The organism is Erythrobacter litoralis, from assembly GCF_001719165.1.
Taxonomy (GTDB): Bacteria; Pseudomonadota; Alphaproteobacteria; order Sphingomonadales; family Sphingomonadaceae; genus Erythrobacter; species Erythrobacter litoralis.
The window spans coordinates 2,022,139-2,037,196 of sequence record NZ_CP017057.1 but is presented as its reverse complement, the minus strand read 5'-3'; the positions used below and the strand labels follow the sequence as shown (position 1 = coordinate 2,037,196).

Here is a 15,058-nt window from a genome sequence, read left to right as displayed (position 1 = left end):
AGACCCGGACTTGCTTGCGACGCACCCGCATTCCGGGCGCGTGCGATAAAGACGGGTTAGACGGGACAACAAAGCTTGACGGATCGATCCACCCAGACGGGCCTGCAGCCTGTTGCAAAGCGCGCTGCCGCTGCCAAAGCGGGCCGACCGGCCGCGCTTGGCGCCACCGGCCGCCTGATGCTCGCGCTGACCTGCGGCTCCATGCTTGCCGGTGTGCCCTACGAGGTGCATGCGCAGGACGAAGCCGCGCCGCAACCGGCCCCCGCGCCGACTCCGGCCCCGAACCCGACGCCTGCGCCCGAACCCGCGCCCAGCGCCAACATCATCCGCACGATCAGCGTCGCGGGTGCCGAGCGGCTCGAGCCGACCACGATCCTGTCCTATATCCGCCTGCGCGTGGGTCAGGAATACACCTCGGTCGCCGCCGACCAAGCATTGAAGGACCTTGGCGCAACCGAATTGTTCTCGAACTTCTCGATCCGCAACGACAATGGCAATGTCGTCATCACGGTCGAGGAGAATCCGGTCATCAACCGCATCGTGCTGGAAGGAAACGACCGGCTCGACGCGGAGAAGATCCTGCCCGAGATCAAGCTCGCTCCGCGCCAGATCTTCACCCGCTCCAAGGTCCGCGCCGACGTCGCCCGGATCATCGAGCTCTACAAGCGCCAAGGCCGCTTCGCCGCGACGGTCGAGCCGAAAATGGTGCAGTTGCCGCAGAACCGCGTCGATGTCGTGTTCGAGATCAGCGAGGGCCCGAAATCCAAGGTCCGGCAGATCAACATCATCGGGAACGAGCAGTTCAAGGACAGCGAGCTGCGCGGTGAGATGGTGACCAAGCAGTCGCGCTGGTTCCGATTCTTCAGTTCCAACACCAGCTACGACCCCGACCGGCTCGCCTTCGACCAGCAGAAGCTGCGCCAATTCTACCTCACTGAAGGCTATGCCGATTTCCGTGTCGTCTCCGCCGTCGCCGAGCTGACGCCGGACCAGGAAGACTTCATCATCACCTACGTCGTCGAGGAAGGCGAACGCTACAAGTTCGGCGACGTTGAGGTGGAAAGCCAGCTGCGCGACTTCGACAGCGATGCGATGAGCCAGCGCCTGCCGATGCAGGAAGGCGATTGGTACGATGCGAAATCGGTCGAGGACACGGTCGAGCAGTTGACCGAGCTTGCCGGGCGGTTCGGCTATGCCTTCGCTGATGTCCAGCCGCGCTTCCAGCGCGACAAGGACGATCTCGAGATGAACGTCACGTTCATCCTGCGCGAGGCGCCGCGCGTCTATGTCGAGCGGGTCGACGTCAACGGCAACACGCTCACCCAGGACAAGGTCATCCGCCGCGAATTCCGCCTGTCGGAAGGCGATGCGTTCAACTCGCTCGGCGTGCAGCGCACCACCGCGCGCATCAATTCGCTGGCCTATTTCCAGGAGAATTTCGAGGTCAATCAGGTCGAAGGCAGCGCGCCCGACCGCATCATCCTCGAAGCGAACGTCGAGGAGCAGCCGACCGGCGAACTGCAGTTCTCGGCGGGCTTCTCCTCGATCGAGCAGTTCATCCTCGCCGCCTCGATCCGCCAGCGCAATTTCCGCGGGCGCGGACAAACGATCGGGCTGTCGGTCAATTATTCGCAGTTTTCGCGTTCGGCGCAGATCAGCTTTCAGGAGCCCTACGTCTTCGACCGCAACATCTCGGCCGGGGTCGATATCTACCGCCGCGATTTCAACAGCTTCAACTTCCGCGGGCGCGACCGGAACACGACTTTCGAACAGGCCACGACCGGCTTCTCCGCGCGGCTTGGCGTACCGTTGACCGAATACATGTCGCTCGTGGGCAGCTACACGCTGAATTACGAAGAGGTGAGCCTCGCCGAGAACCTGTTCTTCTCCGATCTCGACGGCGACGGGACGCGCGAATGCGATCCGCTGCTCGCCGGCCGGTTCCTGTGCGATGCGCTGGGCGAGCGGCTGAGCTCGATCCTCGGCGTGAGCCTCAATTACAACTCGCTCAATTCGCGCATCCGCCCATCGCGCGGGCGTCTCATCACGCTGACATCCGAATTCGCGGGGCTGGGCGGGGATGTGCGCTATGTCCGTTTCCGCGGACGCGCGCAGCAATTCTGGAACGTTGCCAATAGCGGCTTCATCTTCTCGCTGCTGGCCGAAGGCGGAACGATCATTCCGCTGCAGGATCGCGGCGGGCCGAATGTCGACGACGTGCTGCTGACCGACCGCTTCTTCCTCGGCGAGCCGCAGATCCGCGGCTTCGACATTCGCGGCGTCGGCCCGCGCATCCTGACGCAGCCCTACATCACCGACGAGGACGGCAATCGCGTCCCCATCACCAATCGCCGGCAGATCCGCGACGACGCCCTGGGCGGGCGCAACTATTATCTTGCCCGAGCGGAACTCGAAGTTCCGCTCGGCACCGGTGCGCGCGAACTTGGTCTCAGGCCGTCGATCTGGGTCGATGTCGGCGCGCTATGGGGTGTCGATCCGCCGGTGCTGCAGGACAATCCCAACGGCATCCAGTCGGTCGATGGTGACGGCAATCCGATCTTCATCGATCCCGACGGCAATCTCACCCTTGCACCCAGCCAGCCGGACGGGACGCTCAACGATCCCGCCATCCGGCCCAACTCCGCGATCCGCGAGGTATTCCTCGGGGATTCCCCAAGTCCGCGCATCACCGCCGGGATCGGGGTCAACTGGAACTCGCCATTCGGGCCGTTCCGCATCGACTTCGCCCAGACGATCCGCAAGGTCGAGGGCGACGATGACAAGACTTTCACGTTCAACGTAGGAACCCAGTTCTGATGAAACCGATTGTTACCTTTCTCGCCTCCGCCGGCCTTGCCTTCGGTGCGCTTGCCGCCACGCCGGCTTTCGCCCAGGTCGAAGGCAAGATCGCTACCGCCGACCGCACCCGTTCGCTGATCGGCACCACGGCGCTGCAGAACGCCTTTCAGCAGATCGAGACGACCTATTCGGCCCAGATCGAGCAGCTCCGGACCAAGCAGCAGCAGCGCCAGGCCCTGCTCAAGCAGTTCGACACCAATGGCGACAACGAAATCGACGATGCCGAATACCAGGCGGTCGAATCTTCGCCGCAGTTCGGCACGCTTCAGACGCTCGACCAGGAACTCACTCAGCTTTCGAACCAGATCGAGCTGGCGCGCGTCTTCGTGGTCGAACAGATCGCGCAGCAATACGCTCCGGCCCTGCGCGAGGTCGTGGAGCAGCAGCAGATCCAGCTGGTGCTCAATCCCGGCGCGCTCGCCGTGCCTTCGCAGGAGGCCGACATCACGCAGGCGATCGTGACGTCGCTCAACGCCAAGGTGCCTTCGGTCGGCGTGGTCCCCCCGCAGGGCTATCAGCCGAGCCGTCAGGGCGTGCAGCTGACCCAGGACATCGAACAGACGCTCCAGGTCATCTCGCTCCTGCGCCAGCAGCAACAGCAGCAGCAGCAGGGGCAGCAGCCGGCAAATCCGCAGGTCCCGCAGGGCCGCTGAGGCCGCTCGGCAAGGCAGGCAGGCGACAGGCGAAAGGCAGGCCATGAGCGAGACCAGCGAACAGCAGGGCGGTGCGTCGGCGCCGATCACCGATTACGATATCCACCGCATCCTAAAGGCCCTGCCGCATCGCTATCCGCTGCTGCTGGTCGACCGGGTGAAGGCGCTCCACCTTGGCGAGCGCATTCACGCGGTGAAGGCGGTGAGCATGAACGAGGAGTTCTTCCAGGGCCATTTCCCGGGCGCTCCCATCATGCCCGGCGTGCTGCAGATCGAGGCGCTCGCCCAGGCTGCGGCTATTCTGGGGATCGAGACGCTCGAACTGGCCGGCACGGGCAAGCTCGTCATCTTCATGGGGATCGACGGCGCCAAGTTCCGCAGCCCCGTGACGCCCGGCTGCCTGCTCGATCTCGAGGTCGAATTCCTCCAGCAGCGCCGCACGATCTACAAGTTCAAGGGGCGTGCCAGCGTCGAGGGCAAGACCACCTGCGAGACCGAATTCACCGCGATGATCGCCGACCCGCCCGAGGCCTGAGCCTGCGCTCTTGCCATTGGCGGTGTTTGCGACTATCGGGCGCGCTTTCCCCGCCACAGCGTTCCCGGTCGGAACCGGGGCAGTGCTAGCAAGGATACGAGACATGAAAGCCGAAGGGCATCCCGACTATCACATGATCACGGTCAAGATGACCGATGGTACCGAATTCCAGACCCGCTCGACCTGGGGCAGCGAGGGCGACGTGCTCGCGCTCGAAATCGACCCTAAGACCCACCCGGCATGGACCGGCGGGCGCCAGCAGGTTCAGGAAGGCGGCCGCGTCGCTGCCTTCAACAAGCGTTTCGGCGGGCTCAGCCTCAAAAAGTAAGCGCTTCGGCGAATTCGCGGCCCCGGGCTGCGATGAAAGGGCGGTCCGGTCGGGCCGCCCTTTACGCATGGGTCAACCGCGACCGGTCACGCGGCGCATTTGATGCAGCGAGTCGCGATCGGCCGGGCCTCGAGCCGCTTGCGGTCGATTTCGGCCCCGCAATTCGAACAGGTTCCGTAGGTCCCGTTCTCGATCCTGAGCAGCGCAAGCCGGATCTGCGCGATTTCCGCGCGCAGGACCTCGTCCACCCCTTCGAGCGCCTCGTCATCGGCGAGGTCGATCGCCTGTTCCTCCCAGTCGTCGTCGAGCGGGTGGCGCAAGTCGTCCTCGATCACTTCCGCCCGTTCGAGCAATGCGCCCAGCCGCTCACGCAGCTGTTCGGCGATGTCGGCATATTGGCTCATTTCCATCCCCACTCCTTCTCCCGATACCATTTGGTTATGACGTATTTCACGCCCTTGCGCACCTTCATTCCGTGATGGAGCGTATTGGGATTGACCCGCCCGTCGGGTCGGGCGTTGTTCCAGCACAAAAGTTTGCCCGGTTCCGGGTGAAAGGTCTTGCCGATCGTCTTGAACCGGGTCGCGCCGCCCGCCTCGACCGCGTTGAGGTAGATCATGAATGTCCAGGTGCGCTGGCCCGCGACCGAGCAGAACTTTTCATAATCGGGACCGCCCGGGGTAAAATAGTCGGTGTGGGCCTTGAATTCCTGGCCTTCCGCATAACGCTGGCCCTGGCATGGCTCACCGAATTTCGGGTCGATGCCATTGAGCGCTAGGAACAGCTCCTCTAGCTTTTCCACCGCCGGTTCGGCCGGGTCGAGGTCGCAGGTCTCGCTGGTGCGGAAATAGGCGTCGCCATTGTCGTCGGCGATGGTCGAGGCACGGCGGTCCTTGTCGATCAGAGCGATCAGCGACTCGCGCAGGTCGGGCGCGAGAAAGTCGCGATGCTGGAACAGGTCGGCCTTGGCTGTCGGCAGGCGCTGGACGCGCGGATTGGCGGCTAGGCGCGCGGCCACCGACGCGAAAGTGGCAGAATCGGCGATCGTATCCATGTCATGCACGAGGATAAGTCGCAGATGGGCCGAAACAAGGGCGTAATAATCTTGCGTGAGAGCGCTGCTGCGGCAGTTTTCGCTTCCCATGGATGCGGCTTTGTGCAACAGGCTCGACCCCGTCCAACGCGCTCTTGACCGGGCGTGTGCGCGGCTTAAAGCGCGCGCCTTGCGCGGACTTGACGGCGACCGGATCGGCGACGTTGGGGCGGGGCATGTGGCGATCGTAGCTCAGTTGGTTAGAGCGCCGGTTTGTGGTACCGGAGGTCGCGGGTTCGAACCCCGTCGATCGCCCCATCATCCTCCCAGCCAATCGCATGAACGGGTCGGCCCGCACCCTTCCTTCCGCGCGCACTTGAAGGCATTTGCGTATGACCGCGTTCTGGACCCAGCCCGATTTCGATGCGCACGAAATGGTGCATTTCGTCCACGACCGGGAATCTGGCCTCACCGCGATCATCGCCGTCCATTCCTCGCATCTCGGCCCCGGCGCGGGCGGCACGCGTTTCTGGCATTATGCCGATCCCGAAGCGGCGGTGCGCGATGCACTGCGCCTGTCGCGCGGGATGAGCTACAAGAACGCCATGGCCGGCCTTCCGCTGGGCGGCGGCAAGGCGGTGATACTGGCCGACGAAAACCGCACCAAGACGCCGGAAATGCTCGCTGCCTTCGGCGCGGCGATCGAAGGGCTGGGCGGACAATATGTCACGGCCGAGGATGTCGGCATTTCCGAAGCGGACATGGTCGCGGTTTCCGAGAAGACCCAGCACGTCACCGGGCTTCCGGTGCGGGGGGATGGGCTTGCAGGCGGCGATCCCGGCCCGTTCACCGCGATCGGCATCGCCAAGGGGATCGAGGCGGCCGTGCGCTATCGGCTCGGCAAGGACAGCATGGAGGGCGTGCATGTTGCGCTGCAGGGCACTGGCAGCGTCGGCGGCGGGGTCGCCCGGCTGCTTGCGAAGGCCGGCGCGCGGCTGACGCTTGCCGATATCGATGCGGCAGGGGCCAAGGCGCTTGCGGACGAACTCGGCGCGGAGACGGTGACGGCCGATGAGATCATGACCACGCCGTGCGACGTGTTCAGCCCCAATGCGCTGGGTGCGATCCTGGACGCGCAGAGCATCGCCAAGCTCGACACCCGGATCGTCGCCGGCGGCGCGAACAACCAGCTCGCCCGCGCCGAGCACGGGCGCGCGCTGTTCGAGCGCGGCATCCTCTACGCGCCCGATTACGTCATCAATGCCGGCGGCATCATGTCGGTCGGCACCGAATACCTCGCCCGGCGCGACGGGCGCGTGGGCAAGGTCGAAGAGGTCCATGCGCTGCTCGACCAGATTCCGGGTCGCCTCGAGGCGATCTGGCGCGCGAGCGAGGACATTGGCGAATCGCCCGATGTCGTTGCCGATCGCATGGCGCAGGGCCTGATCGGACGCGAGTGATCGCGCGCATGGGCTGCGTCCGCTCGCGGCTTGTGCTATCGGCGCCTTTGCTGCAGGGGGTCTTGCGAGTTTTGCAGCCTTGCGAGGGGGCAGGGCGTCACTACAAACATGCGAGGGATCATCTGACCGCATGCACACCTACGCCAACCCCAAACGATTTCTCGGCATTGCCAAGTGGCTGATGCCGCTCCTGTTCTGGAGCGGGCTCGCGCTTTCGGCAGGGGCTGTCGCGTGGGGCCTCGCCGTGGTTCCGCCGGACCGGCTGATGGGCGAAAGCGTGCGCATTCTCTTCATCCATGTTCCCGCCGCCTGGCTGGGCATGGGCGGATGGGCAGGGATCGCCATATCAAGCGCCATGCTGCTGATCTGGAAGCACCCCCTTGCCGGCATTTCGGCGCGCGCGATCGCGGTGCCGGGCATGGTCTTCACAGCTGTCTGCCTTGCGACCGGGTCGATCTGGGGGCGCCCGACCTGGGGCACGTGGTGGGTTTGGGACGGCCGCCTGACGAGCATGCTGGTGCTGCTGTTCCTCTATGCGGGCTATATCGCGCTCGTCCAGGCGACGACCCGCGAAGGCGGTTCGGCGAAGATCGCGGCGATCTTCGGCCTTGTCGGCGCGGTCAATATCCCGATCATCAACCGCAGCGTCGTGTGGTGGAATTCACTCCACCAGCCGCCCAGCATCACCATGGGCAACAGCGCGATCGACGGCGTGTTCCTGATGCCGCTGCTGGCTGCGGTGGTCGGCTTTTCGCTCCTGTTCGGCGCCATCGTGCTGATGCGGATGCGCGCGATCATCGCCGAAGCGCAGGTCGAAGCGAGGCTGAAGCGCCGTGCGCTCGACGACGATGCGCCGCGTGGAGGCGGCGCTGGCGAACCGGCCATGGGAGGCGCATGATGCGCGAGGCACTCGAACACTGGGATTTCGTTATCGCGGCCTATGCGATCGGGCTTGGCGCCCTTGCGGTGCTGACCGCTTGGAGCTGGCGCACCATGCGCCGGGCCGAGGCGCGCCGCGAGGAGGTCAAGAGGCGATGAACACCACCACCGGCCTCAAGGCAAAGCACCAGCGCATGGTGCTGGTCGTGATCGCGCTGGTTGCGATCATCGGCGCGGGGCTGCTCGCGGTATGGGGCCTGAGGAACCAGGCGAACTATTTCTACCTTCCCGAACAGATGGCCGAAGCGCCCCCTTCGGTCGGGCAGGCGGTGCGGCTCGGCGGGATGGTGCAGCCCGGATCGATCGAGACGATGGCCGACGGCGTCACCGTGCGCTTCATCGTCACCGGCAACGAGGCGAGCACGATCCCGGTGCGCTATTCGGGCATATTGCCCGATCTGTTCGTCGAAGGTTCAGGAGTCGTCGCCGAAGGGAGCCTGCAGGCGGACGGGACCTTTCTCGCCACCAATCTGCTCGCCAAGCATGACGAGAATTACGTGCCGCGCGAGCTCGAGGGGCTTGAGCCGCATCAGAAGGCCGAGACCGTCGCCGAGACGACCGTCGGCATCGAACCGAGACCTTGAGGACTGACCCCGCGCGATGATCGCTGAAATCGGCCTTGCCGCCCTGTGGCTCGCCGCCGCGCTCGCGGTGCTCCAGATGATATCGGGAGCGCTCGCGCTGCGCACGCGCGCTAGAGAAGGCGGGGGCGATGCAAACCCGATGGCGTTTTATGCTCGGCCCGCCGCGATGGTGCAGGCAGCCCTTGCCGTGCTCGCCTTCGTCATGCTGCTCTACGCCTTTGCGATCACCGACCTGTCGATCAAGCTGGTCGCGACCAATTCGCATTCGGCAAAGCCCTTCATCTACAAGCTGACGGGCACGTGGGGGAACCACGAAGGCTCGATGCTGCTGTGGGTCGCGGTGCTGGCGCTGTCGGGCGGTCTGCTCGCCGGGGCGGAGCGGCGGCTGCCCGAACGCACGATGTCGGCGACGCTTTCGGTGCAGGGCTTCGTCGCGCTCGGCTTCTATGCTTTCCTGCTGCTCTCATCGAACCCGTTCGAGCGTCTCCCGGTCCCGGCTCTCGAAGGTTCGGGGCTGAACCCGCTGCTGCAGGATATCGGCCTCGCGATCCATCCGCCGACGCTCTATATCGGCTATGTCGGCCTTTCGGTCGCCTTCAGCCTCGCCATGGGCGCGCTGATCACCCGGCAGGTCACGCCCGATTTCGCCAAGGTTATGCGGCCGTGGGTGCTGGGCGCGTGGGTGTTCCTGACCTTCGGGATCACGGCGGGGTCGTACTGGGCCTATTACGAGCTGGGCTGGGGCGGCTGGTGGTTCTGGGACCCGGTCGAGAATGCTTCGCTCATGCCGTGGCTTGCCGCGACTGCCTTGCTCCATTCGGTAAGCGTTCTGGCCGCGCGCGATGCGCTGCGGACATGGACGATCATGCTCGGCGTGCTCGCCTTCTCCATGAGCATGCTCGGCACTTTCCTCGTGCGTTCGGGCGTGCTCACCAGCGTCCATGCCTTCGCGGTCGATCCGGAGCGCGGGACCTTCATTCTCGTCCTGCTGGGTCTTTACATCGGCGGCGCGCTTGCTCTCTTCGCGGTAAGGGCGGGCTCCATCTCCGAGGGCAAGCGCTTCACCGCGACCAGCCGCGAGGGCGCGCTGGTGTTCAACAACGTGATGCTGTCGGCGATCCTCGCGATTGTCCTGCTCGGCACGCTCTATCCGCTCCTGACCGAGGCGTTCAATGTGCGCGTCAGCGTCGGTCCGCCCTATTTCAACCCGGCCAGTGCGATCTTCGCGATCCCGATGTTCCTGGTCATGGCGGTCGGCCCGCTGCTGCGCTGGAAGGACGACACCCCGCGGCGCATCCAGTTCGAATTGTCGCTGATCGCCGCGCTCCTCATTTCGGTGGTTTCGCTGGTCGCGATCCTGGGCGACTACGCCATCCTCCCCGTCCTCGGCCTCGCGCTTGCCGTGGGTCTCGGCGTTGCTGCATTCCTGCCGCTGCGCGGACGCAAGCTGGCGCGGGTACCGGTCGCGGTATGGGGTATGGTGCTCGCCCATTTCGGAGTGGCGGTCGCGCTGTTCGGCATGGCGAGCGAAAGCGCCTTCACCCAGGAACGCCTCGCCGCGGTATCCGCCGGCCAGACGGAAAGCATCGGGGGCTTCGACGTCATGCTCGAAAGCGTCGATCCGGTCGCCGGGCCCAACTGGACCGCGATCGAGGCGCGGCTCGCCGTCAGCCGCGATGGGGGGGATCCGGTGATGCTGGCCCCTCAGGCGCGCAATTTCTGGTCGCCGCCGCAGGCTACCAGCGAAAGCGCGCTCATCACCCGCTGGAACGGGCAGCTTTATGCGGTGATCGGCGATGCGGCTGGCGTGGATGCGGCAGGCAATGCGCGCTGGCAGCTGCGCCTATGGTGGAAACCCTTCGTCACCTTCATCTGGTATGGCGGCCTGCTGATCGCACTGGGCGGTGTCCTGGCGATCGCGGGCCGCGTGCAGGTCGACCTGCGCCGCCGCACGGCGACCCGCCTCGGCGAGGAGCGGCGCGAGGGACTGCGCGCGCTGGGCAAGGGCCCGAAAGCACCGGAGCCCGCCGAATGAAGCGCCTCGCCTATATCGTTCCGCTGGCGCTGTTCCTGTTCCTTGCCGGGCTGTTCGCGTTCCAGCTGACCCAGCCCAAGGACGAATTCGTCAAGAGCACCATGATCGGGAAGCCTCTGCCGGATTTCGCGCTCGACCCGGCGGCGCCCGGCCTTGCGGGGGCCTCGCGCGCGGATTTCACGAATGGAGAGCCCAAGCTGCTCAATATCTGGGCAAGCTGGTGCGTGCCCTGCATAGCCGAGGCGCCGCAACTCGAGGCGCTGGCCGAAGAGGGGGTCGACATCGTCGGCGTCGCAATCCGCGACCGGCCCGAGGATGTCGCCCGCTTCCTCGAACGCTACGGCAATCCTTACAGCCGCGTCGGCGCCGACGAGATTTCCGAAGTGCAGCTTGAAATCGGGTCCTCGGGCGTGCCCGAAACCTTCGTGATCGATGGCAAGGGCGTGATCCGTTACCAGCATATCGGCGATATTCGCGCGGACGACGTGCCGACCTTGCTCGAAGAACTGGCCAAGGCGTCGTGATGCGCGTTCTCGCGATGCTTCTCGCCGCTCTTGCGGTGTTTGCCGCGCCCGCAATGGCGCAGCAGGCCATGCCGCCGGCGCCCTATGCCTATACCCAGATAGAGGATCCCGCGCTCGAGGCCGAGGCGCGCGACCTGATGCTGACCCTGCGCTGTCTCAAATGCCAGTCGCAGTCGATCGCCGATTCGGACGCGCCGATGGCGGGCGACATGCGCCACCAGGTCCGCACCCGCCTGCTTGCCGGGCAGGAACCCGAGGAAATCCGCGCCTGGCTGGTCGATCGCTATGGCGATTACGTCAGCTATTCGCCCAAGGTGAGCGAGACCACCTGGCCGCTCTTCGCCATTCCCGTGCTGCTGCTGCTCTTCGTCGGCGGCGTGTTGCTGCGGCGGCTGGGCCGGCGGCGTTCGGATGAAGGGGAGGCGGCATGATCGGCGGTTGGCTCGGCGTGCTCGCATTGGCGCTTGCGGCCTTTGCGCTCGCGGCCTTCCTGCTGCGCCTCCCGCGTGAGGGCTTTGCGGTGTTCGGGGCGGCGCTGCTGTTCGGACTTGCGGGTTACGCGATGCAGGGCTCGCCCGGCCAGCCGGCCGCGCCCAAGGAACGGGTGATCGCCGAATCCGAGGGCGGCGAGGCGATGGTCGAAGCGCGCCGCGCCCTGTTCGATCCGGTCCGGCCCAAGCCCGATTACCTTACCATTTCCGACGGCTTCGCCCGCAACGGCAAATTCGAGGAGGCCGCGGGCCTCCTGCGCCGGGGGCTTGCCGAAAATCCAAGCCATCTCGAAGGCTGGCTCGCGCTCGGCATGGCGCTGGTCGGCCATGCCGACGGGCAGGTCACCCCGGCGGCGGCCTATGCCTATGGCAAGGCGCGCGAGATCGACCCCGACAGCCCGGCGCCCGACTATTTCCTCGGCTTTTCCTATCTCCAGTCGGGCCAGATCCGCGCTGCGCGCGAGACCTGGGCGCGGCTGGTCGAAAGCTCGCCCGAGGACGCGCCCTGGGTACCCGAACTGACCGCGCGGATCGCGGAACTCGACCGGATGATCGCCAATGCACCGATGCTGCGCTAGGCGCATCCGGGCGCGTGCGCGCCGTCCAATGTTGCAGGCGCGAAGAGGCGGTGCTAATCGCCGCTCCGCCGTCACCGTGAAGAGACACGCTGCGGCGATGGAGTCGAGCCAGATGCGCGGCTTCAGGGCAGTACCGAAGACACGGGAAATCCGGGAAGCATGAGCGACACAGCAGCGCCCGCCCATCAGCCGCCAGCAGGCGGCCATTCGCACGGCGCATCCAAGGCGGCGCTGGCGGTCGGGGCGATCGGCATCGTTTTCGGCGATATCGGGACGAGCCCGCTTTACGCCTTCCGTGAGACCTTCGTCGGGCGCTCGACCGTGCAGCTCGACACGGCGCATGTCCTCGGTGTAATCAGCCTCATCTTCTGGTCGATGACGCTGGTCGTCGCGATCCAGTATGTCACCATCCTGATGCGCGCCGACAACAAGGGGCAGGGCGGTAGCCTCGCTCTTGTCGCGCTGATTTCGCGCAGCTTGTCCAAATCGCGCTATGGCTGGATCGCGGTGCTGCTCGGCGTTTTCGCGACCAGCCTGTTCTACGGCGATTCGATGATTACACCCGCGATCTCGGTCCTCTCCGCGGTCGAAGGCCTGACCGTGGTGGACGAAGGGCTGGAACGCTTCGTCATACCCATCGCACTGGCCCTGCTGGTGTTCCTGTTCGTCCTCCAGAAACGCGGCACGGCCAAGGTCGGCGCGCTTTTCGCGCCCGTCATGATCGTCTATTTCACGGTGATCGCGGGGCTGGGGACCTGGCAGATCATCCAGACGCCCGAGATCCTGTGGGCCCTGAACCCCTATCACGCAGTCAATTTCTTCGTCCTCGACGGCTGGTTCGCCTTCCTTGCCCTGGGCAGCGTGGTGCTGGCGGTGACGGGGTCGGAGGCGCTCTATTCCGACATGGGCCATTTCGGGCGTGGGCCGATGCGCCTGTCGTGGTTCGGTTTCGTCATGCCGTGCCTGCTGCTCAACTATTTCGGGCAGGGCGCGATGGTGATCGGCCTGCCCGCGGACGAGGCTTCGCGCGCGATCCAGAACCCGTTCTTCTTCCTCGCATCGGAGGAATGGCGCCTGCCGCTCGTTTTCCTGGCGACGGTGGCGACCTTCATCGCCAGCCAGGCGGTGATCTCCGGCGCGTTCTCGATCACCCACCAGGCGATCCAGATGGGCTACATCCCGCGGCTCAACATCCGCCACACCTCCGAAACCGAAGGCGGGCAGATCTACATCCCGGCGGTCAACTGGGCGCTGATGGTGGCAGTGGTCATCCTTGTCCTCACCTTCCAGAATTCGTCCAACCTCGCCAATGCCTATGGCATCGCGGTGACCGGCGCGGTGACGATCGACACGCTGTTGATGGCGGTGCTGCTGGTGAGCGTGTGGAAGTGGAAGTGGTGGTATGCCGCGCCCGTCGTCATCCTCTTCCTGATCGTCGACGGAGCCTACTTTGCCGCCAACCTGACGAAGGTGGCGGATGGAGGCTGGTTCCCGCTCCTCATCGGCTTCGTCGCCTTCACGCTGCTCACGACCTGGGCGCGCGGGCGCAAGCTGATGCGCGACCGGATGAGTGAGGTTGCCCTGCCGATGGAGATCTTCGCCAAATCGGCCAAGAATTCCGCCCTGCGCGTGCCGGGCACGGCGATCTTCATGGCGTCGAGCACGGCGGGCGTGCCGAGCGCGCTGCTCCACAACATCAAGCACAACAAGGTGCTGCACGAACGCGTTGTCATCCTGACCGTCAACATCGCCGACGTGCCCTATGTCGATCCCGATGCGCGCTGCGAATACACCGACATGGGCGACGGTTTCTACCGCGCGATCCTGCATTACGGCTTCATGGAGGAGACGGACGTGCCGGTCGGACTGACCCGGATGGAGCGTTGCGGCGGCCAGTTCGACATGATGCAGACGAGCTTCTTCCTCTCGCGCCAGACCCTGCTCCCTTCGGAGAAACCCGCAATGCCGATCTGGCGCGAAAAGATATTCGCCTGGATGCTGCGCAATTCGGCGAGCGCGATGGATTTCTTCAAGCTGCCGACGAACCGCGTGGTGGAACTGGGCAGCCAGGTCGAGATCTGACGCGGAACGCCGCGTTTGCGCGCTCCCTTGTGTCCGACTGCCTGGGTGCGCTATCGCATGTCCAAGGGAGGCAAGGTCGTGCTCAAACAATCGCTGATATTCGCCGCTGCTCTGTTCGTCGGAGCATGCGCAACCGATCGCGAAGCGAACACCCTGTCGGGCAAGGCGGCCGAGGGCAGGGCTTTCGCCGAGGCCAATTGCGGTGGCTGCCACGCGCTCGATGACGGCACCTCGCCCAACCCGGAGGCTCCGAGCCTGCGCCGGGTCGCCAACCGCCTGCCGGAATGGGTGGTCGAAGGATCGCTCGAGCGGGGGGTCAAGCTGGGCCATACCTCCGAAATGCCGGTATTCGTGTTCGAGGAGGGCGATGTGGAGCGACTGAGCGCCTATCTCGAGGTCCTGAGGGACCGCGACTGACGGGACCTCGCCCGGCACTTTCGCGAAACCCGTCCGCCGGTTGCGGCGTTGAATGGGCATGGAACCGGGCACATTCTCTCCCGAACACATCACCTGGACCGAGGCCGGGCTGCGGATGGCCTGCGCCATCGTGCTCCCTTTCGTCATCGGGATGGAGCGGTTCCTGAGGAAGAAACCGATCGATTTCCGCCCCTTCGTCATCATCTCGGTCGCGGCCTGCGGACTGTCGATCGCTTCGCTCGAACTGGTGCACAAGACATTCGACAGCCAGCTCGTCGTCGATCCCACCCGCACGTTCGAAGGCGTCGTCACCGGGATCGGTTTTCTCGGCGCGGGCGCGATGTTCCGCGAGGACAATTTCGTGCAAGGGGCGGGATCGGCCGCCGCGATCTGGGGGCGGAGGCGATCGGGATCGTGTGCGGGATCGGATCGCTCTGGCTCGCCGCGCTGATCGCGCTGCCCATCTTCGCTGTGCTGGTGCTGAGCGCGCCTTTTATCGGGCGCTACGATCCCTCGGGCGAGGAAAGGAAGGACTGACCG

Annotated in this window: 18 protein-coding genes and 1 tRNA gene; 17 read left to right on the top strand and 2 right to left on the bottom strand. The window is 65.3% G+C overall.

Features of this window, described 5'->3' with window-relative positions; all coding sequences use genetic code 11:
• The first annotated feature begins 177 nt into the window (after positions 1-177).
• The 4 genes from bamA (at position 178) to rpmE (ending at position 4,375) form a co-directional block, all read left to right on the top strand.
• Positions 178-2,817 carry an outer membrane protein assembly factor BamA gene (gene bamA / locus Ga0102493_RS09710; protein ID WP_051697535.1) on the top strand — a complete coding sequence of 880 codons (2,640 nt, stop codon included), beginning with the start codon at positions 178-180 and terminating at the stop codon, positions 2,815-2,817.
• Entirely contained in the window at positions 2,817-3,512 is a 696-nt protein-coding gene (locus Ga0102493_RS09705) for an OmpH family outer membrane protein (RefSeq protein WP_034900854.1), read from the top strand. Before bamA ends, Ga0102493_RS09705 begins: the two co-directional genes overlap by 1 nt.
• Positions 3,513-3,555: 43 nt before the next feature.
• Positions 3,556-4,047 (top strand): 3-hydroxyacyl-ACP dehydratase FabZ, encoded by a 492-nt coding sequence (gene fabZ / locus Ga0102493_RS09700; protein WP_051697537.1) that lies wholly within the window; start codon positions 3,556-3,558, stop codon positions 4,045-4,047.
• Between the two features lie 103 nt (positions 4,048-4,150).
• Positions 4,151-4,375, top strand: a complete 225-nt coding sequence (rpmE, locus tag Ga0102493_RS09695) for a 50S ribosomal protein L31 (protein WP_034900856.1) — start codon at positions 4,151-4,153, stop codon at positions 4,373-4,375.
• Positions 4,376-4,461: 86 nt separating this feature from the next.
• Here rpmE and Ga0102493_RS09690 read toward each other — a convergent pair whose 3' ends face one another.
• Together Ga0102493_RS09690 and Ga0102493_RS09685 are read right to left on the bottom strand one after the other, a co-directional pair.
• A complete protein-coding gene (locus tag Ga0102493_RS09690; RefSeq protein ID WP_034901755.1) occupies positions 4,462-4,779 on the bottom strand; it encodes a TraR/DksA family transcriptional regulator in 318 nt (105 codons plus the stop codon).
• Entirely contained in the window at positions 4,776-5,429 is a 654-nt protein-coding gene (locus Ga0102493_RS09685; protein WP_034901758.1) for a prolyl hydroxylase family protein, read from the bottom strand. The genes Ga0102493_RS09690 and Ga0102493_RS09685 overlap by 4 nt, the downstream gene beginning before the upstream one ends.
• A gap of 220 nt (positions 5,430-5,649) precedes the next feature.
• Here Ga0102493_RS09685 and Ga0102493_RS09680 point away from each other — a divergent pair.
• The 13 genes from Ga0102493_RS09680 (at position 5,650) to Ga0102493_RS16465 (ending at position 15,055) form a co-directional block, all read left to right on the top strand.
• A tRNA-His gene (locus Ga0102493_RS09680) sits at positions 5,650-5,726 on the top strand.
• A gap of 74 nt (positions 5,727-5,800) precedes the next feature.
• On the top strand, positions 5,801-6,868 hold the full coding sequence (locus Ga0102493_RS09675) for a Glu/Leu/Phe/Val family dehydrogenase (RefSeq protein ID WP_034900857.1): 1,068 nt from the start codon (positions 5,801-5,803) through the stop codon (positions 6,866-6,868).
• A gap of 130 nt (positions 6,869-6,998) precedes the next feature.
• On the top strand, positions 6,999-7,766 hold the full coding sequence (gene ccmC / locus Ga0102493_RS09670; protein WP_034900859.1) for a heme ABC transporter permease CcmC: 768 nt from the start codon (positions 6,999-7,001) through the stop codon (positions 7,764-7,766).
• The gene (gene ccmD, locus Ga0102493_RS15935) at positions 7,763-7,906 is read left to right on the top strand and encodes a heme exporter protein CcmD (protein WP_330657723.1); all 144 of its coding nucleotides are present in this window, start codon (positions 7,763-7,765) and stop codon (positions 7,904-7,906) included. Before ccmC ends, ccmD begins: the two co-directional genes overlap by 4 nt.
• Positions 7,903-8,391: a cytochrome c maturation protein CcmE gene (ccmE, locus tag Ga0102493_RS09665; protein WP_034900863.1), complete on the top strand. Its 489-nt coding sequence runs from the start codon at positions 7,903-7,905 to the stop codon at positions 8,389-8,391. Before ccmD ends, ccmE begins: the two co-directional genes overlap by 4 nt.
• A gap of 16 nt (positions 8,392-8,407) precedes the next feature.
• Positions 8,408-10,426, top strand: coding sequence for a heme lyase CcmF/NrfE family subunit (locus Ga0102493_RS09660; RefSeq protein WP_034900865.1), 2,019 nt, complete (start codon positions 8,408-8,410; stop codon positions 10,424-10,426).
• The gene (locus Ga0102493_RS09655; protein ID WP_034900867.1) at positions 10,423-10,950 is read left to right on the top strand and encodes a DsbE family thiol:disulfide interchange protein; all 528 of its coding nucleotides are present in this window, start codon (positions 10,423-10,425) and stop codon (positions 10,948-10,950) included. Before Ga0102493_RS09660 ends, Ga0102493_RS09655 begins: the two co-directional genes overlap by 4 nt.
• Positions 10,950-11,381, top strand: coding sequence for a cytochrome c-type biogenesis protein (locus tag Ga0102493_RS09650; RefSeq protein ID WP_034900869.1), 432 nt, complete (start codon positions 10,950-10,952; stop codon positions 11,379-11,381). The genes Ga0102493_RS09655 and Ga0102493_RS09650 overlap by 1 nt, the downstream gene beginning before the upstream one ends.
• Complete coding sequence (locus tag Ga0102493_RS09645) at positions 11,378-12,019, top strand: tetratricopeptide repeat protein (protein WP_034900871.1); 642 nt, start codon at positions 11,378-11,380, stop codon at positions 12,017-12,019. Before Ga0102493_RS09650 ends, Ga0102493_RS09645 begins: the two co-directional genes overlap by 4 nt.
• Before the next feature lie 159 nt (positions 12,020-12,178).
• A complete protein-coding gene (locus tag Ga0102493_RS09640) occupies positions 12,179-14,101 on the top strand; it encodes a potassium transporter Kup (RefSeq protein WP_034900873.1) in 1,923 nt (640 codons plus the stop codon).
• A 57-nt stretch (positions 14,102-14,158) separates the two neighbouring features.
• Positions 14,159-14,518 carry a c-type cytochrome gene (locus Ga0102493_RS09635; protein ID WP_051697539.1) on the top strand — a complete coding sequence of 120 codons (360 nt, stop codon included), beginning with the start codon at positions 14,159-14,161 and terminating at the stop codon, positions 14,516-14,518.
• A gap of 58 nt (positions 14,519-14,576) precedes the next feature.
• Positions 14,577-14,969 (top strand): MgtC/SapB family protein, encoded by a 393-nt coding sequence (locus tag Ga0102493_RS09630; protein ID WP_236922196.1) that lies wholly within the window; start codon positions 14,577-14,579, stop codon positions 14,967-14,969.
• Positions 14,933-15,055 (top strand): hypothetical protein, encoded by a 123-nt coding sequence (locus tag Ga0102493_RS16465; RefSeq protein WP_257784815.1) that lies wholly within the window; start codon positions 14,933-14,935, stop codon positions 15,053-15,055. Before Ga0102493_RS09630 ends, Ga0102493_RS16465 begins: the two co-directional genes overlap by 37 nt.
• Positions 15,056-15,058 lie beyond the last annotated feature (3 nt).